This window comes from Alicyclobacillus fructus, assembly GCF_017329605.1.
Taxonomy (GTDB): Bacteria; Bacillota; Bacilli; order Alicyclobacillales; family Alicyclobacillaceae; genus Alicyclobacillus; species Alicyclobacillus fructus.
Genome location: NZ_JAFMTY010000003.1, coordinates 65,619 through 90,360 on the forward strand (window position 1 = coordinate 65,619; position 24,742 = coordinate 90,360).

Sequence of the window (24,742 nt, forward strand, 5' to 3'; positions counted from 1 at the left end):
GGCCACCGGCTTCGAGCCCAACAGGCGACGTGGCAAGCCACCCTCGCTTGGGTGATGTCTCTTAAAGTTCTGTCGGGTGACATCGAAAATAGTGGCGCGCGAAGCCTCTCCGGCTCACCTATAATGAGGTCAAGCATGAAAACGCTTTAGGTGGGAAGGGGGAGCGTTGATCATGAGGTCGAGATGGTGGTCGTATGAAAACGGAATTGTCGCTCTGATGTGCGTAGGTTATGGGCTCATCTTTGTCGATCGCTTCGGCATCACCAATCTTTTTCCTCAAATTGCGAAGGCCATGCACTTGAACGACGCCCAACTCGGCGAAACGATGTCTGCCGTTGCACTGGGGTGGGGCTTTGGTGCATTGATCTTCGCATACGTTTCGGATGTGATCGGCAAGAAAAAACCTCTGTTGATCACGGTCGTTTTGATCTTCTCGCTGTCGACCTTTGTTTCAGGCATCGCCACGTCCTTCGTCGCGTTCCTGCTGGCTCGGGTGTTGCTAGGAGCCGCCGAAGGTCCTGCGATTCCCTTGCTGCAGTCGACCGTTCTCGCCGAGTCGAGCGAAGGGAGGCGTGGATTGAATACCGGCCTGCCCGTCGCCACGTCATCGCTCTTCAATGCCATTGCGCCGATCCTGCTCGTTTGGATTGCGACGACCTGGAACTGGCGGTATGCCCTGTTTGTCATTACGTTACCAGGACTGATTCTCGCTGCACTGTTGGCTAAGTTCATGAGGGAACCAAAAACCATGGCGGTGGGCGTCGAGGCAGGCAGGGACGCACGCATCCGATGGGCAGACGTTCGCGTCGTATTGCGAAATCGGAATGTGTGGCTGTCGATGGTCATCGCGGTGTTCTTTGTCGGAGGATGCATTGCAACGTTGAGCACGTTCTTGCCGCTGTACCTCGTGCAGGTTGGGGGACTGAAGCAGACCACGGCGGCGTCCATCGTCAGCTTTTACGGAGCGATGTCCGTCGTCGGCAATATCTTATTGCCTGGATTGTCAGACAAAATTGGTCGCAAAAAAGCCTTCCTCATTGCAAGCTTTTGTTCGTCGCTTTCACCCATTCCCTTTCTCTTATTTGTGCACCATATCCCGGCCCTGCTGATTACGTGCGTCATTTTGTGTCTTGGCCAGGGTATTGCGAGCATGTGTATGTTCGTCATTCCGGGCGAATCGGTTCCTCCGCGCTTCGCGGCGACAGCCCAAGCGCTGCCGAATTTCGTGGGGGAAGTCATCGGGGGCACCGTGGGCTCGATTGTCGCGGGCGCTCTAGGCGACCACTTCGGGCTGCGGGCGGCCATGATTTTCGCGTTGGTCATCATTAGCATGACATTCGTGTTTGGGCTCGCGTACAAAGAGACGCATCCCAGACTGAAACAGGGTTCCTTGGCGAGCGCCCCGGTGGAAGGAACCGTATAACAGAAGCCCTTGGATTTCAACATGCGCTTTGACTGAGAATTTCCGAATCGAGCGTGAGAAAGGTGGTTCATCGAGATGGAGTTTCAAGATGGGGTTGTGGTCTTGCGAAACCTTAGTCCGACGGTTCCTGTCGTCGAATTTCCGCGTGTATACAGGCATGCCAAGCGAAAGCTTTCGATTCACTTCTTCTATCCTCCCGTGAGGCAGGAGAAGAGCCCGGTGGTGCTCTACATTCAGGGCTGCGCGTTTGGCGCGTCGGGACCTCAGTATCTCTTGGCAAGCGCCCCGCAGATTCTGTACTTGGTGTCGAAAGGGTTTGTGGTCGGTTCTGTCGAACACACCTACAGCTACGAGGACACCTTTCCTGCTGCCGTGATCGACGTGATCGAAGCTGTTCGGTACGTCAAACGAGAGGCAAGCGAATTAGGCGTAGATCCAGAACGGATTGGCATCTGGGGAGCGTCCTCTGGAGGCAACTTGGCCGCAATGGTCGGGGTTGCGGGGGGAAGCTCGGAGTTTGTAGAGAGCTCGTCGGACTGCGACGGTTCGGTTAGGGCTGTGGTGGACTGGTTTGGTCCGACGGATTTTCTCAGGATGAATGAAGCCGGTTCCATCCAGGATCACGACGCGCCCGATTCTCCGGAATCCCTGTACATCGGGGCGCCGATTCAAGAGCAGCCGGAGCTCGCGTCGCGCGCAAATCCGATCACGTATGTGACACCCGACAGGCCCCTCCCTCCCTTTCTCATTTGTCACGGCGATAAGGATCCGTTCGTGCCGTACCAGCAGAGTGAGCTTTTGTATCGCGCTTTGAAGGAGCATGGACACCAAGCGTGGCTCGTGCGATTGGAGGGTGAGGGTCATGGAACCCCGGGCTTTTCCGATCAAACCGTTCTCGACATGGTGGTCGACTTCTTCGCAAAGTACCTCTGTTGACATCGGCGGCGAGGCGCTCTCATGGCGACCTAAGGAGGGTTGCGCCCGCCTCGCCTATGAAAACATTCGTTTGGACGAAGGGCTGCCTGTGCGAGCCATCCTCCACACTTCGGATGAACCGGATTACGTGGCTCCGCATTGGCATTCAAGCGTTGAGATCTGCTATGTGCTTTCCGGGCACGTCGACAGGGTGATCATTGAAGGTGAGGAATTTCATCCCGAGACCGACGACGTCCTCATCATCAACGCCGACCGCGTGCATTCGTTTCAGCTGGGGCATGGTAGTGGTCGGCGCGTCCTCACCTTGTTCATACCCTCGGAACTGATACGGCGATTCGATCCCGAGTGGGAAAGGACATCGTTTGTCGCGCTGCCGAGTCGGACTCGGAAAATGGAGGCCCTCACGCGCTTGCGCGGTCTGCTCGGCGACTTCGCGCAGCGTTACGAACGCTATGTCCCTTCTCCCATCCTCGCATTGGAACTCTCCATTTTGAGCTTGCAAATCCTGTTGGTGTTAGAAAGCGATTTTATCGACCGCCGCGTAGGTGATCCTGCGCGGACCTCCAAAAGAGGTCTGGAGACGATCTCGGTGATCTCGAACTACTTTCAAATGCATGCCCATGACGCACAGTTGACGGTGGCGGAAGCGGCGCGAGAACTGGGTTATAGTCCCGAATACTTTTCCCAAGTCGTGAAGAAGCGAATGGGGCTGTCGCCGAAGGAATACCTGACGGTCCTTCGCGTGGAGAAGGCGGCAGAAGAGCTTCGGTACAGCGATAAGAGCATCGTGAACATTGCGCTCGACTGCGGCTTTCGCACCGAGCGATCGTTCACCCGAGCATTTAAGAAAATTTGGGGGCTGACGCCGGGGGAGTACAGAAAGAGCGTTCGCCGCACCTGACAAGCAGACGAAACTCGCCCGCCTGCGCGCAGGGGCGCCTAGATCCAGTGCTCAGAGGCGAAAAGTTGGAAGAATCGGACGGTTGATGTGCACTGGCAACGTCGGGATGGCTGAGGCGGACGAAAGGAGAGCTGGCTGACGTGAGGGCTGTGTATGTGTCGGGCAAAGACGCGGTCGAGTGGAGAGACGTGGAGCTCCCCCGCCCTGGTGACTCCGATGTGCTGCTCAAGATGCGCGCTTGCGGCATATGCGGATCGGATGCGTACTACATCAAGATGGGCGGCATACCGCCTCGCCAGGGCAATACGCCGCTCGGTCACGAGCCCGCCGCGGAGGTCGTGCACGTCGGGCCAAAGGTCAGTGGCGTCCAAGTTGGCGATCACGTCGTGATCAACCCAATGGCTTTCCGCGATGGGTTGCTCGGCAGCGGAGGAGCACAAGGAGGATTGTGCGAGTACGTTCTCGTCCAAGACGCGAAGGCGGGGCTTCAATTCCGAGTCATCCCCAAGGAAATTCCATGGGAAGTGGCTGCGCTCAATGAGCCCATGGCCGTTGCGCATCACGCGGTGAATCGTTCTGGAGCCAAATCCGGCGATGCCGTGGCCGTTTTCGGAGCGGGCCCGATTGGTCTGGGAGCGGTCATCAGCCTCAAGGCGCGAGGGGTCGCTCACGTCGTCGCCATCGATGTGTTGGAGCGACGCCTCGAGACGGCCCTTCAGGTGGGTGCGGACGCAGTGATTCATGCCGGGGAACAGGACGTGGTCCAAGAGCTGATTCGCCTGCATGGAACCAGCGCGGATGGCGTCGGCCACGGGCCGAAGGCGGGAACGGATATCTACATCGATGCTGCAGGGGCTCCTTCGGTCATTCAGCAGGCACTGTCGTCGGCGAAGCACCTGGCGAAACTGACGATTGTTGCCGTTCATAAAGCGCCGGTTGAGGTCGATTTCGGCGCCATACTGGCCACTGAGCTGGATATTCGGCTGTCCATGGGCTATCCGACGGAGATTTTCGAGGTCACGGATACATTGATTGCGAATTGGGACAAATACCGCGCCATCATCAGCCACAGGATTCCGTTTGAACAGGCTTTGGAGGCGCTCGATCTCGCCAAGACGCCCGGAGCCGCCGATAAAGTGGTCGTGGTCTTTCCTTGAAACCTCTTGAAGACCTTATGGCGGGGCATGGCCTGAGATCCACATCGCGTCGACGCTACTTGCTATGCGCTCATGGATCTCCGCATGGAGTCCTTGATCGCCCACACCGTATGTGATATCATCAACCAATGCAAACTGAGTTGTTTGGACGGATGCCTCCTCTTCGCGCATAAAATCCATCCTTTTGGGGAATAGGTGAATACGACTGGCGTGTCCATCATCGTCTAGCATGCCGAGTTGAAAGAGAAGTGCTGCACGCAAAAGTCAAGAACAGGAGGTCGCTCCTCGAGCGTCGTCCTGGCGTCTTTTTGTGTGCGGCGCTTGTCTCTTTGTCTGACTTGGCTCGTCCGAGCTCAAGAAGACCTCTGATGCAAAGCCTCCTTTGCGCATCGTCCAACAAATCCGCTTGAGGGGTGACGGTTTTGCAGGGACACATGGTCAAGTACGGATGGGCGGAGCGCCGCAGCTACGCGCGCATTCGCGAGGTCCTCGATCTCCCAAACCTCATCGAGATCCAACAAAAGTCGTACCAGTGGTTCCTGCGGGAGGGCCTTCGCGAGACCTTCGCGGACATCTCTCCCATCACGGACTTTACCGGGAACCTTGTGCTTGAGTTCGTGGATTACAGCCTCGGCGAGCCCAAGTACGACGTCGAAGAATCGAAGGAGCGCGATGTGACGTACGCGGCGCCGCTCCGGGTGAAGGTTCGCCTTCTGAACAAGGAGACGGGCGAGGTCAAGGAGCAGGAAGTGTTCCTTGGCGATTTCCCGCTCATGACCGAGACGGGAACCTTCATCATCAACGGTGCGGAGCGCGTGATCGTCAGCCAGCTCGTCCGCTCCCCCAGCGTCTATTATAGCAGCAAGATCGACAAGAATGGCAAACGTACGTTCGCTGCCACGGTCATCCCGAACCGCGGCGCATGGCTCGAGTTTGAGACGGACGCGAAGGACGTGGTCTACGTCCGGATCGACCGCACGCGCAAACTTCCCATCACCGTGCTCCTGCGGGCGCTCGGTTTGTCGTCGGACGCCGAGATCATCGAGCTGTTGGGCGAGGATGAGTACCTGCAGAACACGTTGGACAAGGATACCACGGATTCGACCGAGCGAGCGCTGATCGAAATCTATGAGCGCCTTCGCCCGGGTGAACCGCCGACGGTGGAGAATGCGCGCGCGTTGCTCGCGTCGCGGTTCTTCGATCCCAAGCGCTACGACCTGGCTGCGGTGGGCCGATACAAAATCAATAAAAAGCTTCACCTGAAAAACCGGTTGTTGAATCAGCGGCTCGCGGAGACGCTCGTGGATGAAGAGACGGGCGAGATCATCGCGGAGGCCGGAACCGTATTGGACCGCCGGACGCTGGATCGGATCATCCCGCGCCTGTCCGGCAAGGTGGGGCGGTTCACGATTCGCGGCACGCGCGACTTGTTCGAGGACGAAGAGATCCCGCTGCAGATGGTGAAGATCTTCAGTCCGGCGGAAGACGGCAAGATCCTTCACGTCATCTCGAACGGCGAACTGCCGGCGGACGTCAAATACATTACGCCGTCCGATATCATCGCCGCGGTCTCGTATTTCTTCAACCTGCTGCGCGGCGTGGGGACCACCGACGACATCGATCACCTCGGCAACCGTCGCCTCCGGTCCGTGGGCGAGTTGCTGCAGAACCAGTTCCGCATTGGCCTGTCCCGCATGGAGCGGGTGGTGCGCGAGCGCATGTCCATTCAGGACGCGAGCGCGATCACGCCTCAGGCTTTGATCAACATTCGGCCGGTGATTGCGGCCATCAAGGAGTTTTTCGGTTCCAGCCAGCTCTCGCAGTTCATGGACCAAACGAACCCGCTGGCGGAGCTCACGCACAAGCGGCGCCTCTCGGCGCTCGGGCCCGGCGGTCTGACGCGCGAGCGCGCGGGATTTGAGGTCCGCGACGTGCACTATTCGCACTACGGCCGCATGTGCCCCATCGAGACGCCGGAAGGCCCGAACATCGGCCTCATCAACTCGCTCTCGACGTACGCGCGCGTCAACGAGTACGGCTTCATCGAGACGCCATACCGGCGCGTCGATCCGGAGACGGGCGTGGTGACGGACCAGATCGATTATCTGACGGCCGACGAGGAAGAGAATTACCTGATTGCGCAGGCGAACGAGCCGCTGACGGAGGACGGTCACTTCGTCGCGGAGGAAATCACGGTGCGATCGCGCGAAGACGTGATCACCGTGAGCCGGGATCGCATCGACTACATGGACGTTTCGCCGAAGCAGGTCGTGTCGGTCGCCACGGCGCTCATTCCGTTCTTGGAGAACGACGATGCCAACCGCGCGCTCATGGGATCGAACATGCAGCGCCAAGCGGTCCCGCTTCTCGTGACCGATTCGCCGCTCGTGGGCACGGGGATGGAGTACCAGGCGGCGAAGGACTCGGGCGTGTGCGTGGTCTCGAAGCACAACGGCGTCGTCGAGCGCGTGACGGCGCGCGAAATCTGGGTGCGCGAAGAGGCCGTGGTGGACGGACAGGTGGTCAAGGGCAACGTCCACAAATACAAGCTGATCAAGTTTGCGCGCTCCAACCAGAACACGTGCTTGAACCAGCGGCCCATCGTGCGCGAGGGCGATCGCGTCAAGGTGGGCGACATCCTCGCGGACGGGCCGGCCACGCAAAACGGCGAGCTGGCGCTTGGGCGGAACGTGCTCGTCGCGTTCATGACGTGGGAAGGCTACAACTACGAGGACGCGATTCTCATCTCCGAGAAGATGGTGAAGGAGGACGTCTACACGTCCATTCACATCGAGGAGTACGAGATCGAGGCGCGCGACACGAAGCTGGGGCCTGAGGAAATCACCCGCGACATCCCGAATGTGGGCGAGGATGCGCTCAAGAATCTCGACGAGCGCGGCATCATCCGCATTGGCGCGGAGATCACGACGAACGACATCCTGGTCGGCAAGGTGACGCCGAAGGGGGTCACGGAGCTCACGGCGGAGGAGCGGCTGTTGCACGCCATCTTCGGCGAAAAGGCGCGCGAGGTCCGCGATACCTCGCTTCGCGTCCCGCACGGTGGCGCCGGGATCGTCGTGGATGTCAAGGTGTTCACGCGCGAGAACGGCGACGAACTGCCTGCCGGCGTGAATCAGCTGGTGCGGGTGTATGTGGCGCAGAAGCGCAAGATTTCCGAGGGCGACAAGATGGCCGGGCGCCATGGCAACAAGGGCGTAGTGGCGCGCATTCTGCCGGAAGAGGATATGCCGTTCCTCGAGGATGGGACGCCGGTCGAGATCGTGCTGAATCCGCTCGGTGTGCCGTCTCGTATGAACATCGGGCAGGTGCTGGAGACGCACCTCGGCATGGCGGCGAAGGTGCTTGGCCTGAAGATGGCGACGCCGGTGTTTGACGGCGCGAAGCCGGAAGACGTGTTTGAGACCCTGCGCGAAGCGGGGCTGCCGGAGGACGGCAAGCAGGTGCTGTACGACGGGCGGACCGGCGAGCCGTTTGAGAACCGCGTCACCGTCGGTTACGTGTACATGATGAAGCTGCACCACCTGGTGGACGACAAGATTCACGCCCGCTCCACGGGCCCGTACTCGCTCGTCACGCAGCAGCCGCTCGGAGGAAAGGCGCAGTTTGGCGGCCAGCGGTTTGGCGAGATGGAGGTGTGGGCGCTCGAGGCGTACGGCGCGGCGTACACCCTGCAAGAGCTTCTCACGGTCAAGTCGGACGACGTCGTGGGCCGTGTGAAGACGTACGAGGCTATCGTCAAGGGCGAGAACGTGCCGGAGCCGGGCGTGCCGGAGTCGTTCAAGGTGCTCATCAAAGAGCTCCAGAGCTTGGGCATGGACGTGAAGATTTTGAGCGGCGACGAGCGCGAGATCGAAATGAAGGAGATGGACGACGACGAGGACAGCCCCGAGAAGCTCAATCTGAACCTGGAGTACAACGAGGTCGGCGATTGACCCTGTGCGAGACCGATACCCAGGCACGACGATTGGAGGGTGCACAAGTTGTTTGACCTGAACAACTTTGAGTTCATGAAGATTGGACTCGCGTCGCCGGAAAAGATCCGCTCTTGGTCGCACGGCGAGGTGAAGAAGCCGGAGACCATCAATTACCGCACGCTCCGCCCAGAGAAGGAGGGGCTGTTCTGTGAGAAGATCTTCGGCCCGACGCGCGACTGGGAGTGCCACTGCGGCAAGTACAAGCGGATCCGCTACAAGGGCGTCGTGTGCGACCGCTGCGGCGTCGAGGTCACGCGGTCCAAGGTGCGCCGCGAGCGCATGGGGCACATCGAGCTGGCGGCGCCTGTCTCGCACATCTGGTTCTTCAAGGGCATCCCGAGCCGCATGGGGCTCATCCTCGACATGTCGCCGCGCGCGCTCGAGGAGGTCATCTACTTCGCGTCGTACGTCGTGACCGATCCCGGCGACACGCCGCTCGAAAAGAAGCAGCTTCTTTCGGAGAAGGAGTATCGCTCCTACCGTGAGAAGTACGGGTACGCGTTCAAGGCGGGCATGGGCGCGGAGGCCATCCGCACGCTCCTGCAGGAGATCGATCTCGACCGCGAAGTCGAGATCCTGCGCGAGGAGCTCCGCACCGCGCAAGGGCAGCGGCGCAACCGGGCCATCAAGCGGCTTGAGGTCATCGAGGCGTTCCGCCAGTCCGGCAACAAGCCGAGCTGGATGATCCTCGAGGCGCTGCCGGTGATCCCGCCCGATCTTCGCCCGATGGTGCAGCTCGACGGTGGGCGTTTCGCGACATCGGACCTGAACGATCTGTATCGGCGCGTCATCAACCGCAACAACCGCCTGAAGCGCCTGCTCGATCTCGGCGCGCCCGATATCATCGTGCAGAACGAGAAGCGGATGTTGCAGGAGGCCGTGGACGCGCTGATCGACAACGGCCGCCGCGGTCGCCCGGTGACCGGCCCTGGCAACCGCCCGCTCAAGAGCCTGTCGCACATGCTGAAGGGGAAGCAGGGTCGCTTCCGGCAGAACCTGCTCGGCAAGCGCGTCGACTACTCGGGCCGATCCGTTATTGTAGTGGGCCCTGAACTGCGCATGTACCAGTGCGGCCTGCCGAAGGAAATGGCGCTCGAGCTGTTCAAGCCGTTCGTGATGAAAGAGCTCGTCGCGCGCGGACTTGCGCACAACATCAAGAGCGCGAAGCGAAAGGTCGAGCGCGTGTCGGATGAAGTGTGGGACGTCGTCGAGGACGTCATCAAGCAGCACCCGGTGCTGTTGAACCGCGCGCCGACGCTGCACCGCCTGGGTATCCAGGCGTTCGAGCCCGTCCTCGTCGAGGGGCGCGCCATCAAGCTGCACCCGCTCGTGTGCACGGCGTACAACGCGGACTTTGACGGCGACCAAATGGCCGTTCACGTCCCGCTTTCGGCCGAGGCACAGGCGGAGGCGCGGCTGTTGATGCTCGCGGCTCACAACATCCTCAATCCGAAGGACGGCAAACCTGTTGTCACGCCGACGCAGGACATGGTGCTCGGTTCGTACTATCTGACCATCGAGCGCGAGGGCGCCCCCGGCGAAGGCAAGGTCTTTGCCTCGATGTCCGAGGTCGAGTACGCGCTCCATCAACGGCTGATCACCTTGCAGACGCGCATCGCGCTTCCGGCGAAGGCGGTCGGCAAGACGTCGTTCACGGAAAAGCAGGCCAATGCGCTCCTGATCACGACGCCGGGCAAGCTCATCTTCAACAGCATCTTCCCGGCCGACTTCCCGTATCTCCATTCGGCGGCGAAGTCGAACCTGCTCGGAGGGCCGCCCGATGAGACGTTCATCTTCGAGAAGGGCGTGGACGTGCGGGAGGCGATTCTCAAGCGGCCGATTCCGAAGGCGGTCATCAAGAAGGACCTTGGCAATATTCTCGCCGAGTGTTTCCGCCGCTATGGAACGACGATGACGGCGGAAATCCTGGACAAGGTCAAGCGCCTCGGGTTCCACTACTCGACGCTCGCGGGCATCACCATTTCCATCAGCGACATCGTGGTGCCTGAGGAGAAGAAGCGGATCATCGCCGAGGCCGAAGCCAAGGAGCACAAGCTGAAGCTGCAGTACCGGCGCGGGCTCATCACCGAAGAAGAGCAGTATGTGACGTTCAGCCAGATTTGGTCGGAGGCCAAGGAGCAGATCTCGTCCATCCTGATGGAGAGCATGGATCAGTTCAACCCCATCTATATGATGGCGACCTCCGGCGCGCGCGGTTCGAACTCCCAGATCACGCAGCTGGCGGGCATGCGCGGGTTGATGGCGAATCCATCGGGCGAGATCATCCAGCTGGCCATCAAGTCGAACTTCCGCGAGGGCCTGTCGGTGCTGGAATACTTCATTTCGACGCACGGCGCCCGCAAGGGTCTCGCCGACACCGCGCTCCGGACGGCGGACTCCGGTTACCTCACCCGCCGCCTCGTGGACGTGGCGCAGGACACCATCGTTCGCGAGCACGACTGCGGGACCGACAAGGGCCTAAGGGTGATGGAGATCCGGGACGGCAGCGAGGTCATCGAGGACTTGCGCGATCGCCTTGAAGGGCGCGTCGCATTCCAGGACGTGTACCATCCCGAGACGGGCGAGAAGATCGTCGGCAAGAACGAGATGATCGACGAAGAGGCCGCCGACAAGATCGTCGCGGCGGGCATCAAGGAGGTCACCATCCGCTCCGTCCTCACCTGCCGGACGCGCCATGGCGTGTGCCAGCTGTGCTATGGCCGCAATCTCGCGACGGGCGACATGGTGGAGGTCGGCGAGGCCGTCGGCATCATCGCCGCGCAGTCCATCGGCGAGCCGGGTACGCAGCTCACGATGCGCACGTTCCACACGGGCGGTGTCGCCGGCGACGACATCACGCAGGGTCTGCCGCGCGTGCAGGAGCTCTTCGAGGCGCGCAACCCGAAGGGTCAGGCCGTGATCGCCGAATTCGACGGCGTCATCACGGATATTCGCGAGGGCAAGGACAAGCGCGAGATTGAGCTGACGGGCGAGAGCGAGACGAAGACCTATCAGATCCCGTACGGATCGCGCATCCGGGTCAGTGTCGGCCAGCAGTTGGAGGCTGGCGAGGAATTGACCGAGGGTTCGGTCGATCCGAAGGAGATGCTCCGGGTCAAGGGCCTGCAGGGCGTGCAGAACTATCTGCTGCGCGAGGTGCAGCGCGTCTACCGGCTCCAGGGCGTGGACATCAACGACAAGCACATCGAAGTGATGATCCGGCAGATGTTGAGGAAAGTTCGCATTCTCGACGCGGGAGACACGGAGCTTCTGCCGGGCACCTATGTGGATCTGTTCGAGTACGAAGCGGCGAACCGGGAGGCGCTTCTCTCGGGCAAAGAGCCCGCTGTGGCGCGCCCGGCTCTGCTCGGCATCACAAAGGCGTCGCTCGAGACCGACTCGTTCCTGTCGGCGGCTTCGTTCCAGGAGACGACCCGCGTGCTCACCGAGGCCGCCATCAAGGGCAAGGTGGACCGCCTGCTCGGCCTGAAGGAGAACGTGATCATCGGGAAACTGATTCCGGCGGGCACGGGCATGGTCAGGTACCGCAACGTGGAGCCCGAGGTGGTGCGCCCTGGCGACGCCGAAGCGGCCGCTGGGCAAGAAGGGGCCGAGGCGGAGGCAGTGTCGAGCGCAGACTGACGGTTCGAGGCGGTTGGGAAATTCGGGCTGTCGACCGGCGTTTGGTTGACAGCCCGGAAATCGCGATGATAGAATTCCCTAGTGTGCGTCAGCACGATGTTTTCCATTGAGGAGGATCGTGCGGTGTCCCTTGACGACATACGCCAAGCGAAGAAGAAGACCGTCGGCACCAACCAGACGCTGAAGGCACTGAGGCAGACGTCTGGTCAAGTGGTGTGCGTGTATGTCGCGAAGGATGCCGAGCCGCGAGTGACGGAACCTGTGGTGCAATTGGCGTCGAAACTCGGTGTTCCGATTGAATGGGTCGACACCATGAGGCAACTCGGGAAAGCGTGCGGTATTGAAGTCGGCGCGGCGTCCGCCTGTATCCTCGCAGAGTAGCGATGCTTCGCTTTGGCGTGCTTTTTGTTTGCGGACCGATGAACCGCCTGGGTCTGTGGTCTTGCGAGAGGGTCAACCGCAAGGACGTGAACACTTGAGAGGAGGTGCACGGGTGCCGACCATCAACCAATTGGTGCGCAAAGGCCGCAAGGCCGTCGTGAAGAAGTCCAAGGCGCCTGCGCTGCAGTTCGGCTACAACAGCCAGACCAAGAAGCTGACGAACTTGCCGTCTCCCCAGAAGCGCGGGGTGTGCACGCGCGTGGGCACCATGACGCCGAAGAAGCCGAACTCGGCACTTCGGAAATATGCGCGTGTGCGTCTGACCAACACCATCGAGGTCACGGCGTACATCCCTGGCATTGGGCACAATTTGCAAGAGCACTCCGTCGTGCTCGTCCGCGGCGGACGCGTCAAGGACTTGCCGGGTGTGCGTTACCACATCGTCCGCGGCGCGCTGGATTCGGCCGGCGTGAAGGATCGCATGCAGGGCCGTTCCAAGTACGGGGCGAAGCGGCCGAAGAAGTAAGTCGGTTTCGCTGGCATGTATCGTCCGACTGCATGGGCTGGATGAATCGCTTGGAAAGGAGGGGGCAGTGTGCCGAGAAAGGGGCCCGTCCCAAAGCGTGATGTGTTGCCGGATCCCGTTTACAACAACAAGTTGGTCGCTCGCCTGATCAACAAGGTGATGGTCGACGGGAAGAAGGGCATCGCGGAACGCATCGTCTACAAGGCGTTCGATATCATTCGTGAGCGCACCGGGAAAGACCCGATGGAGGTCTTCGAGGCTGCGCTGCGCAACGTGATGCCGGTGCTGGAAGTCAAGGCCCGCCGCGTGGGCGGATCGAACTACCAGGTTCCTGTTGAGGTTCGCCCGGAGCGCCGCATCTCGCTCGGTCTTCGCTGGTTGGTGCAGTATGCGCGTCAGCGGAGCGAGAAGGGCATGGAGTATCGCCTGGCCGCCGAACTGATGGACGCAGCCAACAACACGGGCGGCGCGGTTCGGAAGCGCGAGGATACGCACCGCATGGCGGAAGCCAACAAGGCGTTCGCGCATTATCGCTGGTAATCTGACGGTTAGAAGGGAGGCGGCGCGATGGCACGCGCATTCCCGCTCGAAAAGACGCGGAATATCGGCATCATCGCTCACATCGATGCCGGTAAGACGACGACAACCGAGCGTATCCTGTTCTACACTGGCCGCGTCCACAAGATCGGCGAGGTGCACGAAGGTGCCGCGACCATGGACTGGATGGTCCAGGAGCAGGAGCGCGGGATCACCATCACGTCCGCCGCTACGACCTGTCAATGGAAGGGGCACCGCATCAACATTATCGACACGCCAGGGCACGTGGACTTCACGGTTGAGGTGGAGCGTTCTCTGCGCGTGCTCGACGGCGCGGTGGCGGTCTTTGACGCCAAAATGGGCGTCGAGCCCCAGTCCGAGACGGTGTGGCGGCAGGCTGACAAGTACCATGTTCCTCGTATCGCCTACGTCAACAAGATGGACATCGTGGGCGCGGACTTCCTGGCATGTGTCGAACAGATGAAGAAGCGCCTGGGTGCCAAGGCGGTCCCGATTCAGCTGCCCATCGGCGCGGAGGACACCTTCAAAGGGATGGTCGACCTGATTGAAATGAAGGCGATCATCTACACGGACGATCTCGGCACGCGCGCCGAGAACACGGACATCCCGCCGGAGCTGCAATCGCTCGCGGAGGAAAAGCGCGCCGAGATGATCGAGGCTGTCGCCGAGGTCAACGAGGAACTGATGATGAAGTACCTCGAGGGCGAAGAGCTGACGGTCGAAGAGATCAAGGCGGGGCTTCGCGAGGGCACCTGTAAAGGTCTCCTCTTCCCGGTTCTGTGCGGCTCTTCCTACCGCAACAAAGGCGTCCAGCCGATGTTGGATGCGGTCGTCGATTATCTCCCTGCGCCGAACGACATCCCGGCCATCAAGGGCTTCACGCCGGACGGCCAGGAGGTCGAGCGGCATTCGTCGGACGACGAGCCGTTCGCCGCGCTGGCGTTCAAGATCATGAGCGATCCGTTCGTCGGCAAGCTCGCCTTCTTCCGGGTGTACTCGGGCACGCTTCAGTCGGGTTCGTACGTGCTGAATTCGACGAAGGGCAAGCGCGAGCGCATCGGGCGCATTCTGCAGATGCACGCGAATCACCGCGAGGAGATCGAAGAGGTCTACGCGGGTGATATCGCGGCTGCGGTCGGCCTGAAGGACACGACGACGGGTGACACGCTCTGTGATGAAAAGAACGTCGTGATCCTGGAGTCGATGGACTTCCCGGATCCGGTCATCTCGGTGTCGATCGAGCCGAAGACCAAGGCGGACCAGGACAAGATGGCGCTTGCGCTTCAGAAGCTCGCGGAAGAGGATCCGACGTTCCGCACCTACACGGACCAGGAGACCGGCCAGACCATCATCCAGGGCATGGGCGAGTTGCACCTGGAGATCATCGTCGACCGCATGCAGCGCGAGTTCAAGGTCGAGTGCAACGTCGGTAAGCCTCAGGTCGCTTACCGCGAGACCATCACCAAGCGGGTCGATCAGGAGGGCCGGTTCGTCCGGCAGTCCGGCGGCCGCGGGCAGTATGGCCACGTCAAGATCATCCTGGAGCCTCTCGAGCGCGGTCAGGGCTTCGTGTTCGAGAACAAGATCGTCGGCGGCGTCGTACCGAAGGAATACATCCCGGCGGTCGAGGAAGGCATCCAGGAGGCCATGCGCAACGGCGTCCTCGCGGGTTATCCGCTGGTGGACATCAAGGCCACGCTGTACGACGGTTCGTACCACGAGGTCGACTCCAGCGAAATGGCGTTCAAGATCGCGGGCTCCATGGCGCTCAAGGCTGGCGCCGAGAAGGCGGATCCCATCCTGCTCGAGCCGGTCATGCGGGTTGAGGTGACCGTGCCGGAGGAGTACATGGGCGACATCCTGGGCGATATCAACGCCCGCCGCGGCCGCGTCGAAGGAATGGAGACGCGCGGCAACGCCAGCGTCATCAAGGCGTATGTGCCTCTTGCTGAGATGTTTGGTTATTCCACCTCCCTGCGGTCGCGCACCCAAGGGCGCGGCACGTATGCGATGGAGCTCGCGTACTACGATGAGGTTCCGCGCAACGTCGCAGAGGGGATTATTAAGAAGAACAAAGGTGAATAAGGAGTGAGCTCTGGTGGCTAAGGAGAAATTTGAGCGCACGAAACCCCACGTCAACATTGGGACCATCGGCCACGTCGACCATGGTAAGACGACGCTGACCGCCGCCATTACGACCGTGTTGGCTGCGAAGGGTAAGGCCAAGGCGCAGCGCTACGAGGATATCGACAAGGCTCCGGAGGAGCGCGAGCGCGGCATCACCATCAACACGGCGCACGTCGAGTACGAGACGGACAAGCGTCACTACGCGCACGTCGACTGCCCTGGGCACGCTGACTACGTGAAGAACATGATCACGGGTGCGGCTCAGATGGACGGCGCCATCCTCGTGGTGTCCGCTGCGGACGGCCCGATGCCGCAAACGCGCGAGCACATTCTCCTGTCGCGTCAGGTGGGCGTTCCGTACATCGTCGTCTTCCTGAACAAGTGCGACATGGTGGACGATGAGGAGTTGCTCGATCTCGTCGAGATGGAGGTTCGCGAACTCCTCAACGAGTACGAGTTCCCCGGCGACGACGTTCCGGTCATTCGCGGTTCCGCGCTGAAGGCTCTCGAGGGCGATCCGCAGTGGGTTGCGAAGATCGAGGAGCTCATGAACGCGGTCGACGAGTACATCCCGACGCCGGAGCGCGACACCTCAAAGCCGTTCCTGATGCCGGTTGAGGACGTGTTCACCATCACCGGCCGCGGTACGGTCGCGACGGGCCGTGTGGAGCGCGGTACGCTCAAAGTCGGCGACGAGGTCGAGATCGTCGGTCTGCGCGAAGAGCGCCGCAAGACGGTCGCGACGGGCATCGAGATGTTCCGCAAGCTCCTCGACGAGGCGCAGGCGGGCGACAACATCGGTGCGCTGCTCCGCGGCGTCGAGCGCAAGGACGTGGAGCGCGGCCAGGTGCTCTGCAAGCCGGGCAGCATCAACCCGCACACCAAGTTCGAGGCTGAGGTGTACGTCCTGACGAAGGAAGAAGGTGGCCGTCATACTCCGTTCTTCAACGGCTATCGGCCGCAGTTCTACTTCCGCACGACGGACGTCACGGGCGTCGTCCAGCTGCCCGAGGGCACCGAGATGGTCATGCCGGGCGACAACGTGTCGATGACCGTGGAGCTCATCGCCCCCATCGCCGTCGAGGAAGGCACCCGTTTCTCCATCCGCGAGGGCGGCCGCACGGTCGGCGCTGGCGTTGTGACGAAGATCTTGAGCTGAGCTGTGATGTGAATCAGGTTCATAGCGAAGCGGAGAAGGCGGTCGGTAGGCCGCCTTCTCCGCTTGTGCACAGAGGCAGACCGCCCCTGGCGGGCAGTTCGCGGAGACCGGTCACAACTCTTGTCAGCGCACGACGCCTCTAGTATAATATCGAGCGTTGGTCTCTAAACGCGATGAGGCGGAAGGTTGCCCATGTGTCCAGCGCCATATGGGATACCGCTGGGGGAATTTCCGCTGAGTATGTCCAACGAATTGGGCGACAAAGGAGGGAAAACATATGGCGAAGCAAAAGATTCGGATCCGCTTGAAGGCGTATGACCACACGGTGTTGGATCAATCTGCGGAGCGCATCGTCGAGACGGCCAAGCGTTCGGGCGCCAAGGTGTCTGGGCCTGTGCCTCTTCCGACGGATCGCGAGCTGTACACCATTCTTCGCGCTCCCCACAAGTACAAGGACTCGCGCGAGCAGTTTGAGATTCGAACGCACAAGCGTCTGATCGACATTCACAATCCGACGCCGCAGACCGTGGATGCGCTGATGCGCCTCGATCTGCCCTCGGGTGTGGACATCGAGATCAAGCTTTGATCATAGTGTGAAACGCGTGGATGCGTTGTAACGTGTGACGAGGAGGTGCACGCTGTGAAAGGGATTCTCGGGCGCAAACTCGGCATGACGCAGGTCTTCACGGAGGACGGAGACGTCGTGCCGGTGACGGTGATCGAGGCGGGCCCGTGCGTGGTGCTTCAAAAGCGCGTCCTGGACAAGGACGGCTATGAGGCCATTCAGTTGGGCTTTGCGGACAAGAAGGCGAGCCGCGCGACGAAGCCGGAGATCGGCCATGCGGCCAAGGCTGGCACGGCGCCGAAGCGGTACATCCGCGAAATCCGCGGCGTGAACGTGGAGGAATACGAGGTTGGGCAGCAGGTGAAAGCCGACATCTTTGCGCCTGGCGATATCGTCGATGTGACGGGCGTATCGAAGGGCAAAGGTTTTGCGGGCCCCATTAAGCGCCACAACCAGCATCGCGGTCCGATGGCGCACGGTTCCAAGTATCACCGCGGCGTGGGTTCGTTGGGTTCCATCGCGCCGAACCGCACCTTTAAAGGCCAGACGATGGCTGGGCGTATGGGCGGTGAGCGGGTCACGGTGCAAAATCTTGAGGTCGTGAAGGTGGATCCTGAGAAGAATGTGATCCTCATCAAGGGATCGGTCCCGGGGCCTCGGAATTCGTTTGTGACCATCCGTTCGGCTGTCAAGCAGCCTGCGAAGAAGTGAGGAGCCTGACCGAAGGGAGGAAGACGACATGCCGACAGTGGCTGTGTTGAATACGGCCGGACAGCAGGTGGGCGAGATCGAGCTGAATGAGAAGATTTTCGCCGCGCCCGTGCGGCCGGACTTGATGCACATGGTGGTCCTGCAGTATTTGGCTGCTCGGCGCCGCGGGACCCACAAGACGAAGACGCGCGCGGAAGTCTCTGGCGGCGGGCGCAAGCCGTGGCGCCAAAAGGGCACGGGTCGGGCGCGCCAAGGCAGCATTCGTGCGCCGCAGTGGCGCGGAGGCGGTGTGGTTCACGGGCCGGTCCCGCGTTCCTATGCGTTCAAGGTGCCCAAGAAGGTGAGGCGCGCCGCGCTGTACAGCGCTTTGTCTTCGAAGGTGCAAGAGGGCAAGATCGTCGTGGTGGAAGGGCTTGAGTTTGAGCGGCCGAAGACGAAGGAGATGGCGACGGTTCTCCGCAATCTCAATGTGGAGAAGGCGCTGATTGTCGACGGTGAGAAGAAACAGCCCGTGTACCTCTCGGCGCGGAACATTCCCAACGTGAAGTACATGGAGGCTGCCGGCCTCAACGTGTACGAACTCCTCCGCCATGACCATCTCGTGCTGACGAAGGACGCCGTTCAGAAGGTGGAGGAGGTGTTCGCCTGATGGATCCGCGCGACTTGATCAAGCGCCCCATCATCACGGAGCGCTCCACGGAACTGATGGAGGAAAACAAGTACGTGTTTGAGGTCGATCGCCGCGCGAACAAGGTTGAGATCCGCAAGGCGATTGAAAAGTTGTTCGGCGTTGAGGTGGAATCCGTGCACACGATGAATGTGCGCGGCAAAAAGAAGCGCGTCGGCAAATTCGTCGGCCGCACGTCGGACTGGAAGAAGGCCATCGTCAAGCTGAAGCCAGGGTCGAAGACGATCGACTTCTTCGGCGAGTCGTGATCGCAGTCCACTGACAAGGAGGTCGTCTCGATGGGGATCAAGAAGTACCGTCCGACTTCTCCCGGCCGCCGGTTCATGTCGGTCTCGACGTTCGAAGAGATCACGACGGATAAGCCGGAGAAGTCGCTGTTGGTCCCGCTCAAGAAGAAGGCGGGGCGGAACAACCAGGGCCGCATCACGGTGCGCCACCGCGGCGGCGGCCATAAGCGGATGTACCGCATCATCGATTTCAAGCGCAACAAGGATGGCGTGCCGGCGAAGGTGGCCACCATCGAATATGATCCGAACCGTTCCGCTCGGATTGCGCTCCTGCATTATCTGGACGGCGAGAAGCGCTACATCATCGCGCCGCATGGCCTGAAGGTGGGCGACGTGGTGATGAGCGGCGAAGACGTGGACATTCGCGTCGGGAACGCCCTGCCGCTCAGGTCGATTCCGGTGGGTACGGTCATCCACAACATCGAGCTGTACCCGGGCCATGGCGGTCAACTGGCGCGCGCGGCCGGTGCGAGCGCCCAGCTGATGGCGAAGGAAGGCGACTATGCGCAGGTGCGCCTGTCGTCCGGCGAGGTGCGCAAGATCCGGCTGGAGTGCCGCGCGACCATCGGACAGGTCGGCAACTTGGATCACGAGAACATCACCCTGGGCAAGGCGGGTCGCAGCCGTTGGCTGGGACGTCGTCCGACGGTTCGCGGTTCTGCCATGAACCCGGTGGATCACCCGCACGGCGGTGGCGAAGGCAAGGCGCCGATTGGCCGCAAGTCGCCGATGTCGCCTTGGGGCAAGCCGACGCTCGGTAAGAAGACGCGCAAGAAGAACCATCCGACGGATAAATACATCGTGCGCCGCCGCACGAAGTGATGCGAAGTTCACGTTCACTTGGAAGGGAGGTCGTTCGCAGTGGGTCGTTCCTTGAAGAAAGGTCCGTTCTGTGACGCCCATCTCATGAAGAAGGTCGAGGCTCTCAATGCCGCTGGCGAGAAGAAGGTCATCAAGACGTGGTCGCGCCGTTCGACCATCTTCCCGCAATTCGTGGGGCACACGTTTGCGGTTCATGATGGCCGGAAGCACGTCCCGGTTTACGTCACGGAGGACATGGTTGGGCACAAGCTCGGCGAGTTCGTCCCGACCCGTACATTCCGGGGCCACGCAGGCGACGAGAAGTCTTCGCGCTCGCGCTAAAGTCTGAACGAGTCTGGGCGCTGGCTCAGGCGGCCACGCCCGAACGAGGAGGTCGTGTCATGGCATCGACGCAGTCGGAAACGCGGACGGCCCGCGCGGTTGCACGCTATCTGCGCATTGCCCCGCGCAAGGCTCGCCTGGTGGTCGACTTGGTGCGCGGGAAGAACGTTCAAGAGGCGCTTGCCATCCTGAAGTTCACCCCGCGGGCCGCATCGCCCTTGGTTGAGAAGGTGCTTCGCTCCGCAATTGCAAATGCCGAGAACAATCACAACATGGACGTGGATCGGCTCTACATCAAGGAGATTTACGTCGACGAGGGGCCGACGCTGAAGCGGTGGCATCCCCGCGCGCAGGGCCGTGCCTTCAGCATCTTCAAGCGCACGAGCCACATCACCGTCGTCCTGGCGGAAAGGTAAGGAGGGATCGCCTGCATGGGGCAAAAGGTAAACCCAATCGGCCTTCGCATTGGGATCATCCGCGACTGGGAAGCGAAATGGTACGCCAATAAGAAGGACTATCAGGAACTTCTGCATGAGGACCTGAAGATCCGCAACTACGTGATGCAGCGCCTCAAGGATGCAGCGATAGGTTCCGTCGAGATCGAGCGGGCGGCGAATCGCATCAACGTGACCATCCACACGGCGAAGCCTGGCATGGTCATCGGGAAAGGCGGACAAGAGGTCGACGCGCTGCGGAACGAGTTGAACAAACTGACGGGCAAGCGGGTGCACATTTCCATTTCGGAGATCAAGCAGCCGGATCTCTGCGCGAAACTCGTGGCGGAGAGCATCGCGCAACAGCTCGAGCGCCGCGTGGCGTTCCGTCGCGCCATGAAGCAGGCGATTCAGCGTTCGATGCGCGCGGGAGCCAAGGGCGTTCGTGTGCAGGTCTCCGGCCGGTTGGGCGGCGCAGAAATTGCCCGAACCGAGGGCTACGTGGAAGGGACGGTTCCGCTCCAGACGCTGCGCGCCGACATCGACTACGCGCTCGCCGAGGCGCACACGACGTACGGGCGGATCGGCGTGAAGGTTTGGATCTACAGGGGAGAAGTGTTGCCGAAGCGGAAGAACGCCCAGGCGGAGGCGGCTTCTGAAGCGGTTCAAGGAGGTTGATGGACCATGTTGATGCCAAAGCGCGTGAAGTACCGCAAGGAGCATCGCGGTCGCCTGAAGGGACGCGCCAAGGGCGGACGGACGGTCGCGTTCGGCGAGTACGGGCTTGTGGCCCTGGAGCCGGCCTGGGTGACGAACCGCCAGATTGAGGCCGCTCGTATCGCGATGACGCGCTACATGCGCCGCGGTGGCAAGGTGTGGATTAAGATCTTCCCGTCGAAGCCGGTGACGAAGAAGCCTGCCGAGACTCGTATGGGTAGCGGTAAGGGATCGCCGGAGATGTGGGTTGCGGTCGTGAAGCCGGGCCGCGTGTTGTTTGAAGTGGCCGGTGTGAGTGAAGAGGTTGCGCGCGAAGCGATGCGCCTGGCCGCGCACAAACTGCCGATCAAGTGCAAGTTCGTGACTCGTGAAGAAGTGGGTGGTGACGCGAATGAAGGCAACTGAGCTTCGGAGTCTGAGCGACGAGGAGCTGAAGGCTCGGATCGACGGGCTGAAGGACGAGTTGTTCAACCTCCGCTTCCAACTCGCAACGGGTCAACTGGAGAACCCCATGCGCATTCGGCAGGTCCGCAAGGACATCGCGCGCGCGAAAACGATCCTGCGTCAACGCGAGTTGGGCATCGGCTGAGAAGGGAGGTTTGCCGGACATGGCAGAGAACGAGCGCAAGCAGCGCAAGGTGCGCGTCGGTAAGGTCGTGAGCGACAAGATGGACAAGACGATCGTCGTGGCCGTCGAGGAGCGCGTCATGCATCCGCTGTACGGCAAGACGGTTCGTCGCACCAAGAAGTTCAAGGCGCATGACGAGAACAACGAGGCGAAGATCGGCGATATCGTGCGGATCATGGAGACGCGGCCGCTCAGCAAGGAGAAGCGGTGGCGCCTGGTCGAGATCGTGGAACGTGCGGAGATTGTCTGATTCGGCTGTCGGCTGAAGGGAGGATGCGGAGATGATTCAACCGCAAACGCGACTCGTGGTTGCAGACAACTCGGGCGCGAAGGAGATCATGTGTTTCCGTGTGCTCGGCGGTTCCAATCGCAAATACGCCAACATTGGCGACGTGATTGTGGCGTCCGTCAAGAGTGCAACACCCGGTGGCGTTGTCAAGAAGGGCGACGTCGTGAAGGCGGTCATCGTGCGCAGCAAGCGCGGCATTCGCCGGAGCGACGGATCGTACATCCGGTTCGACGAGAATGCGGCGGTGATTATCCGCGAAGACAAGAGCCCTCGCGGCACGCGCATCTTTGGTCCGGTGGCGCGTGAATTGCGCGATCGCGACTTCATGAAAATCATCTCGTTGGCACCCGAGGTGCTGTGAGTCCAGGACGGCGAAGAGGGGGTGTGACCGTGCCAAAGCTGCGTGTGAAGACCGGCGATAAGGTCGTTGTGATCGCAGGCAAGGACAAGTCGAAGCAAGGGCGGATCCTGAAGGTGTATCCGAAGGAGGGCCGTGTGGTCGTCGAAGGCGTGAACATCGTGAAGCGCCACACGAAGCCGAATCCACAGCATCCCGAGGGCGGGATCGTGGAGAAAGAGGCCCCCATTCACGTGTCCAACGTGATGATTGTGGATCCGAAGACGGGCGAGCCCACGCGCGTGGGATACAAATTCCTCGAGGACGGGCGCAAGGTCCGGTACGCGAAAAAGTCTGGCGAAATCCTTGACTGAGTAGCCAGGTGAAAGGAGGGAACAGCGTTGGCTCGTTTGCTGGAGAAATACCGGAACCAGGTGGTTCCGGCGCTGATGAAGCAGTTCAACTACAAGAATCCGCTGGAGGTGCCGCGGCTCGAGAAGATCGTGATCAACATGGGCCTCGGCGAGGCGACGCAGAACCCGAAGGTGATCGACGCGGCGGTGGAGGACCTGCGCGCCATCTCTGGGCAGCAGCCTGTGGTGACGCGGGCGAAGAAGTCCATCGCAGGTTTCCGTCTGCGCCAGGGCATGCCGATCGGCGTCAAGGTCACACTTCGCGGCGAGCGGATGTATCACTTCCTGGACAAACTGATGAACTTGGCGTTGCCGCGTGTGCGCGACTTCAGGGGCGTGTCGCCGCGTTCGTTCGACGGCCGCGGGAACTACACGCTCGGGCTGCGCGAGCAGTTGATTTTCCCGGAGATCGACTACGACAAGATCGACAAGGTGCGCGGCCTGGAGGTCGTGGTGGTGACCACCGCCAAGACGGACGAAGAGGCGCGCGCGCTGTTGACCGAGTTGGGAATGCCGTTCCGTCAGTAACGGAGAGGGAGGTCCTACGGTGGCCAAGAAATCGATGATCATCAAGGCGCAGCGGAAGCCGAAGTTCAGCACCCGCGCGTACACGCGCTGCCGCATCTGCGGGCGGCCGCATTCGGTGTACCGCAAGTTCGGCGTGTGCCGCATCTGCTTCCGCGAGCTGGCATACAAGGGACAGCTGCCGGGCGTCAAGAAGGCCAGTTGGTAATCGGCAAGTGGAAGGAGGCGAGCTCGCATGATGACGGATCCGATTGCAGATATGCTCACGCGCATTCGCAACGCGAACCTCGTTCGGCACGAGAAGGTGGAGGTTCCGGCTTCGAAGATGAAGCGCGCGATCGCGGAGATTTTGAAGAACGAGGGCTACATCCGTGATGCCGAGTACATCCAGGACGGCCCGCAGGGAACCATCCGGCTGTTCCTGAAGTACGGGAAGAACAACGAGCGCGTGATCACCGGCCTGAAGCGGATTTCGAAGCCGGGGCGGCGCGTGTACGTGGGTCATGAAGACCTGCCGCGTGTGCTCGGCGGACTGGGAATTGCCATCATCTCGACGTCGAAGGGGATTATGACGGATCGCGAGGCGCGCAAGCTTGGCGTCGGCGGCGAGGTCATCTGCTACGTGTGGTAAGTCGGAACGACGGGAGGTGCAACGAATGTCTCGTATTGGTCGCAAGCCGATTCCGATCCCGGCAGGGGTCGAGGTGTCGGTCAACGGCACGGAGGTCACGGTGAAGGGTCCGAAAGGGCAGCTGACCCGCCGCGTTCATCCGGACATGAAGATCGTGGTGCAGGACAATCAGGTGATTGTGGAACGGCCGTCCGATGAGAAGCTGCACCGGGCGCTTCACGGCACGACGCGCAGCGTGATTGCGAACATGGTCGAAGGCGTGACCAACGGGTACTCGAGAAGCTTGGAACTGGTGGGCGTCGGCTATCGCGCGGCGAAACAGGGCAACAAGGTGACGCTGTCAGTCGGATTCTCGCATCCGGTGGACCTGCCGCAGGTGGAGGGCATTGAGGTCGAGGTGCCCGCGCAGAACAAGATCGTCGTGCGCGGCATCGACAAGGAGCTTGTGGGCATTTACGCAGCGAAGGTCCGTTCCATCCGGCCGCCCGAACCGTATAAAGGGAAGGGAATCCGTTACGAAGGCGAAAACGTGCGGCGCAAGGTCGGTAAGACCGGTAAGAAGTGATGCC

The 24,742-nt window shown here is 61.1% G+C and carries 28 protein-coding genes; all 28 read left to right on the top strand.

The window, feature by feature from the left end:
* Positions 1 to 217: 217 nt before the first annotated feature.
* The 28 genes from J3481_RS02060 (at position 218) to rplF (ending at position 24,738) form a co-directional block, all read left to right on the top strand.
* Complete coding sequence (locus J3481_RS02060; protein WP_236011032.1) at positions 218 to 1,423, top strand: MFS transporter; 1,206 nt, start codon at positions 218 to 220, stop codon at positions 1,421 to 1,423.
* A gap of 75 nt (positions 1,424 to 1,498) precedes the next feature.
* Entirely contained in the window at positions 1,499 to 2,359 is an 861-nt protein-coding gene (locus tag J3481_RS02065; protein ID WP_206830612.1) for an alpha/beta hydrolase, read from the top strand.
* Between the two features lie 88 nt (positions 2,360 to 2,447).
* Positions 2,448 to 3,260, top strand: a complete 813-nt coding sequence (locus tag J3481_RS02070) for a helix-turn-helix transcriptional regulator (protein ID WP_206830611.1) — start codon at positions 2,448 to 2,450, stop codon at positions 3,258 to 3,260.
* Between the two features lie 140 nt (positions 3,261 to 3,400).
* The gene (locus tag J3481_RS02075; protein ID WP_206830610.1) at positions 3,401 to 4,417 is read left to right on the top strand and encodes a zinc-dependent alcohol dehydrogenase; all 1,017 of its coding nucleotides are present in this window, start codon (positions 3,401 to 3,403) and stop codon (positions 4,415 to 4,417) included.
* 434 nt (positions 4,418 to 4,851) lie between these two features.
* Complete coding sequence (gene rpoB, locus J3481_RS02080; RefSeq protein ID WP_407929311.1) at positions 4,852 to 8,370, top strand: DNA-directed RNA polymerase subunit beta; 3,519 nt, start codon at positions 4,852 to 4,854, stop codon at positions 8,368 to 8,370.
* A 48-nt stretch (positions 8,371 to 8,418) separates the two neighbouring features.
* On the top strand, positions 8,419 to 12,054 hold the full coding sequence (rpoC, locus tag J3481_RS02085; protein ID WP_206830608.1) for a DNA-directed RNA polymerase subunit beta': 3,636 nt from the start codon (positions 8,419 to 8,421) through the stop codon (positions 12,052 to 12,054).
* A gap of 123 nt (positions 12,055 to 12,177) precedes the next feature.
* Entirely contained in the window at positions 12,178 to 12,435 is a 258-nt protein-coding gene (locus J3481_RS02090) for a ribosomal L7Ae/L30e/S12e/Gadd45 family protein (RefSeq protein WP_206830607.1), read from the top strand.
* A gap of 112 nt (positions 12,436 to 12,547) precedes the next feature.
* The gene (rpsL, locus tag J3481_RS02095) at positions 12,548 to 12,961 is read left to right on the top strand and encodes a 30S ribosomal protein S12 (protein WP_206830606.1); all 414 of its coding nucleotides are present in this window, start codon (positions 12,548 to 12,550) and stop codon (positions 12,959 to 12,961) included.
* Between the two features lie 69 nt (positions 12,962 to 13,030).
* The gene (rpsG, locus tag J3481_RS02100; protein WP_206830605.1) at positions 13,031 to 13,501 is read left to right on the top strand and encodes a 30S ribosomal protein S7; all 471 of its coding nucleotides are present in this window, start codon (positions 13,031 to 13,033) and stop codon (positions 13,499 to 13,501) included.
* Positions 13,502 to 13,528: 27 nt separating this feature from the next.
* Complete coding sequence (gene fusA, locus J3481_RS02105) at positions 13,529 to 15,604, top strand: elongation factor G (protein WP_206830604.1); 2,076 nt, start codon at positions 13,529 to 13,531, stop codon at positions 15,602 to 15,604.
* A gap of 13 nt (positions 15,605 to 15,617) precedes the next feature.
* Positions 15,618 to 16,805: an elongation factor Tu gene (tuf, locus tag J3481_RS02110; protein WP_206830603.1), complete on the top strand. Its 1,188-nt coding sequence runs from the start codon at positions 15,618 to 15,620 to the stop codon at positions 16,803 to 16,805.
* A 277-nt stretch (positions 16,806 to 17,082) separates the two neighbouring features.
* On the top strand, positions 17,083 to 17,391 hold the full coding sequence (gene rpsJ, locus J3481_RS02115; RefSeq protein ID WP_008339792.1) for a 30S ribosomal protein S10: 309 nt from the start codon (positions 17,083 to 17,085) through the stop codon (positions 17,389 to 17,391).
* 54 nt (positions 17,392 to 17,445) lie between these two features.
* On the top strand, positions 17,446 to 18,081 hold the full coding sequence (rplC, locus tag J3481_RS02120; protein WP_008339789.1) for a 50S ribosomal protein L3: 636 nt from the start codon (positions 17,446 to 17,448) through the stop codon (positions 18,079 to 18,081).
* Between the two features lie 28 nt (positions 18,082 to 18,109).
* Entirely contained in the window at positions 18,110 to 18,730 is a 621-nt protein-coding gene (gene rplD, locus J3481_RS02125) for a 50S ribosomal protein L4 (protein ID WP_206830602.1), read from the top strand.
* Complete coding sequence (gene rplW, locus J3481_RS02130) at positions 18,730 to 19,017, top strand: 50S ribosomal protein L23 (protein WP_328702030.1); 288 nt, start codon at positions 18,730 to 18,732, stop codon at positions 19,015 to 19,017. The genes rplD and rplW overlap by 1 nt, the downstream gene beginning before the upstream one ends.
* A 30-nt stretch (positions 19,018 to 19,047) precedes the next feature.
* On the top strand, positions 19,048 to 19,878 hold the full coding sequence (gene rplB / locus J3481_RS02135; RefSeq protein ID WP_206830601.1) for a 50S ribosomal protein L2: 831 nt from the start codon (positions 19,048 to 19,050) through the stop codon (positions 19,876 to 19,878).
* Positions 19,879 to 19,917: 39 nt separating this feature from the next.
* Positions 19,918 to 20,199, top strand: a complete 282-nt coding sequence (gene rpsS, locus J3481_RS02140; protein ID WP_206830600.1) for a 30S ribosomal protein S19 — start codon at positions 19,918 to 19,920, stop codon at positions 20,197 to 20,199.
* 59 nt (positions 20,200 to 20,258) lie between these two features.
* Entirely contained in the window at positions 20,259 to 20,615 is a 357-nt protein-coding gene (gene rplV / locus J3481_RS02145; RefSeq protein WP_206830599.1) for a 50S ribosomal protein L22, read from the top strand.
* Between the two features lie 15 nt (positions 20,616 to 20,630).
* Positions 20,631 to 21,311 carry a 30S ribosomal protein S3 gene (rpsC, locus tag J3481_RS02150; protein WP_012811927.1) on the top strand — a complete coding sequence of 227 codons (681 nt, stop codon included), beginning with the start codon at positions 20,631 to 20,633 and terminating at the stop codon, positions 21,309 to 21,311.
* Between the two features lie 6 nt (positions 21,312 to 21,317).
* Positions 21,318 to 21,755 carry a 50S ribosomal protein L16 gene (gene rplP, locus J3481_RS02155; protein WP_206830598.1) on the top strand — a complete coding sequence of 146 codons (438 nt, stop codon included), beginning with the start codon at positions 21,318 to 21,320 and terminating at the stop codon, positions 21,753 to 21,755.
* Positions 21,742 to 21,939 carry a 50S ribosomal protein L29 gene (gene rpmC / locus J3481_RS02160; protein ID WP_008339776.1) on the top strand — a complete coding sequence of 66 codons (198 nt, stop codon included), beginning with the start codon at positions 21,742 to 21,744 and terminating at the stop codon, positions 21,937 to 21,939. Before rplP ends, rpmC begins: the two co-directional genes overlap by 14 nt.
* 19 nt (positions 21,940 to 21,958) lie before the next feature.
* Positions 21,959 to 22,228, top strand: a complete 270-nt coding sequence (gene rpsQ, locus J3481_RS02165; RefSeq protein WP_206830597.1) for a 30S ribosomal protein S17 — start codon at positions 21,959 to 21,961, stop codon at positions 22,226 to 22,228.
* Between the two features lie 31 nt (positions 22,229 to 22,259).
* Positions 22,260 to 22,628 carry a 50S ribosomal protein L14 gene (gene rplN, locus J3481_RS02170; protein WP_206830596.1) on the top strand — a complete coding sequence of 123 codons (369 nt, stop codon included), beginning with the start codon at positions 22,260 to 22,262 and terminating at the stop codon, positions 22,626 to 22,628.
* A gap of 38 nt (positions 22,629 to 22,666) precedes the next feature.
* Positions 22,667 to 22,978, top strand: coding sequence for a 50S ribosomal protein L24 (gene rplX, locus J3481_RS02175; protein WP_035469237.1), 312 nt, complete (start codon positions 22,667 to 22,669; stop codon positions 22,976 to 22,978).
* A 27-nt stretch (positions 22,979 to 23,005) separates the two neighbouring features.
* The gene (gene rplE / locus J3481_RS02180) at positions 23,006 to 23,545 is read left to right on the top strand and encodes a 50S ribosomal protein L5 (RefSeq protein ID WP_206830595.1); all 540 of its coding nucleotides are present in this window, start codon (positions 23,006 to 23,008) and stop codon (positions 23,543 to 23,545) included.
* Between the two features lie 19 nt (positions 23,546 to 23,564).
* On the top strand, positions 23,565 to 23,750 hold the full coding sequence (locus tag J3481_RS02185; RefSeq protein ID WP_008339767.1) for a type Z 30S ribosomal protein S14: 186 nt from the start codon (positions 23,565 to 23,567) through the stop codon (positions 23,748 to 23,750).
* A gap of 27 nt (positions 23,751 to 23,777) precedes the next feature.
* The gene (rpsH, locus tag J3481_RS02190; protein ID WP_008339765.1) at positions 23,778 to 24,173 is read left to right on the top strand and encodes a 30S ribosomal protein S8; all 396 of its coding nucleotides are present in this window, start codon (positions 23,778 to 23,780) and stop codon (positions 24,171 to 24,173) included.
* A gap of 25 nt (positions 24,174 to 24,198) precedes the next feature.
* Entirely contained in the window at positions 24,199 to 24,738 is a 540-nt protein-coding gene (gene rplF, locus J3481_RS02195) for a 50S ribosomal protein L6 (protein WP_206830594.1), read from the top strand.
* The last annotated feature ends 4 nt before the right edge of the window (positions 24,739 to 24,742 follow it).

What these genes read in the sequence shown, in the direction of transcription:
- J3481_RS02060 (WP_236011032.1), top strand. Translation starts at nt 218, where the DNA reads ATGTGCGTAGGTTATGGGCTCATCTTTGTCGATCGCTTCGGCATCACC.
- J3481_RS02065 (WP_206830612.1), top strand. Translation starts at nt 1,499, where the DNA reads ATGGAGTTTCAAGATGGGGTTGTGGTCTTGCGAAACCTTAGTCCGACG.
- rpoB (WP_407929311.1), top strand. Translation starts at nt 4,852, where the DNA reads ATGGTCAAGTACGGATGGGCGGAGCGCCGCAGCTACGCGCGCATTCGC.
- fusA (WP_206830604.1), top strand. Translation starts at nt 13,529, where the DNA reads ATGGCACGCGCATTCCCGCTCGAAAAGACGCGGAATATCGGCATCATC.
- rpsJ (WP_008339792.1), top strand. Translation starts at nt 17,083, where the DNA reads ATGGCGAAGCAAAAGATTCGGATCCGCTTGAAGGCGTATGACCACACG.
- rplD (WP_206830602.1), top strand. Translation starts at nt 18,110, where the DNA reads ATGCCGACAGTGGCTGTGTTGAATACGGCCGGACAGCAGGTGGGCGAG.
- rplW (WP_328702030.1), top strand. Translation starts at nt 18,730, where the DNA reads ATGGATCCGCGCGACTTGATCAAGCGCCCCATCATCACGGAGCGCTCC.
- rplB (WP_206830601.1), top strand. Translation starts at nt 19,048, where the DNA reads ATGGGGATCAAGAAGTACCGTCCGACTTCTCCCGGCCGCCGGTTCATG.
- rplV (WP_206830599.1), top strand. Translation starts at nt 20,259, where the DNA reads ATGGCATCGACGCAGTCGGAAACGCGGACGGCCCGCGCGGTTGCACGC.
- rpsC (WP_012811927.1), top strand. Translation starts at nt 20,631, where the DNA reads ATGGGGCAAAAGGTAAACCCAATCGGCCTTCGCATTGGGATCATCCGC.
- rplP (WP_206830598.1), top strand. Translation starts at nt 21,318, where the DNA reads ATGTTGATGCCAAAGCGCGTGAAGTACCGCAAGGAGCATCGCGGTCGC.
- rpmC (WP_008339776.1), top strand. Translation starts at nt 21,742, where the DNA reads ATGAAGGCAACTGAGCTTCGGAGTCTGAGCGACGAGGAGCTGAAGGCT.
- rpsQ (WP_206830597.1), top strand. Translation starts at nt 21,959, where the DNA reads ATGGCAGAGAACGAGCGCAAGCAGCGCAAGGTGCGCGTCGGTAAGGTC.
- rplN (WP_206830596.1), top strand. Translation starts at nt 22,260, where the DNA reads ATGATTCAACCGCAAACGCGACTCGTGGTTGCAGACAACTCGGGCGCG.
- rpsH (WP_008339765.1), top strand. Translation starts at nt 23,778, where the DNA reads ATGATGACGGATCCGATTGCAGATATGCTCACGCGCATTCGCAACGCG.
- rplF (WP_206830594.1), top strand. Translation starts at nt 24,199, where the DNA reads ATGTCTCGTATTGGTCGCAAGCCGATTCCGATCCCGGCAGGGGTCGAG.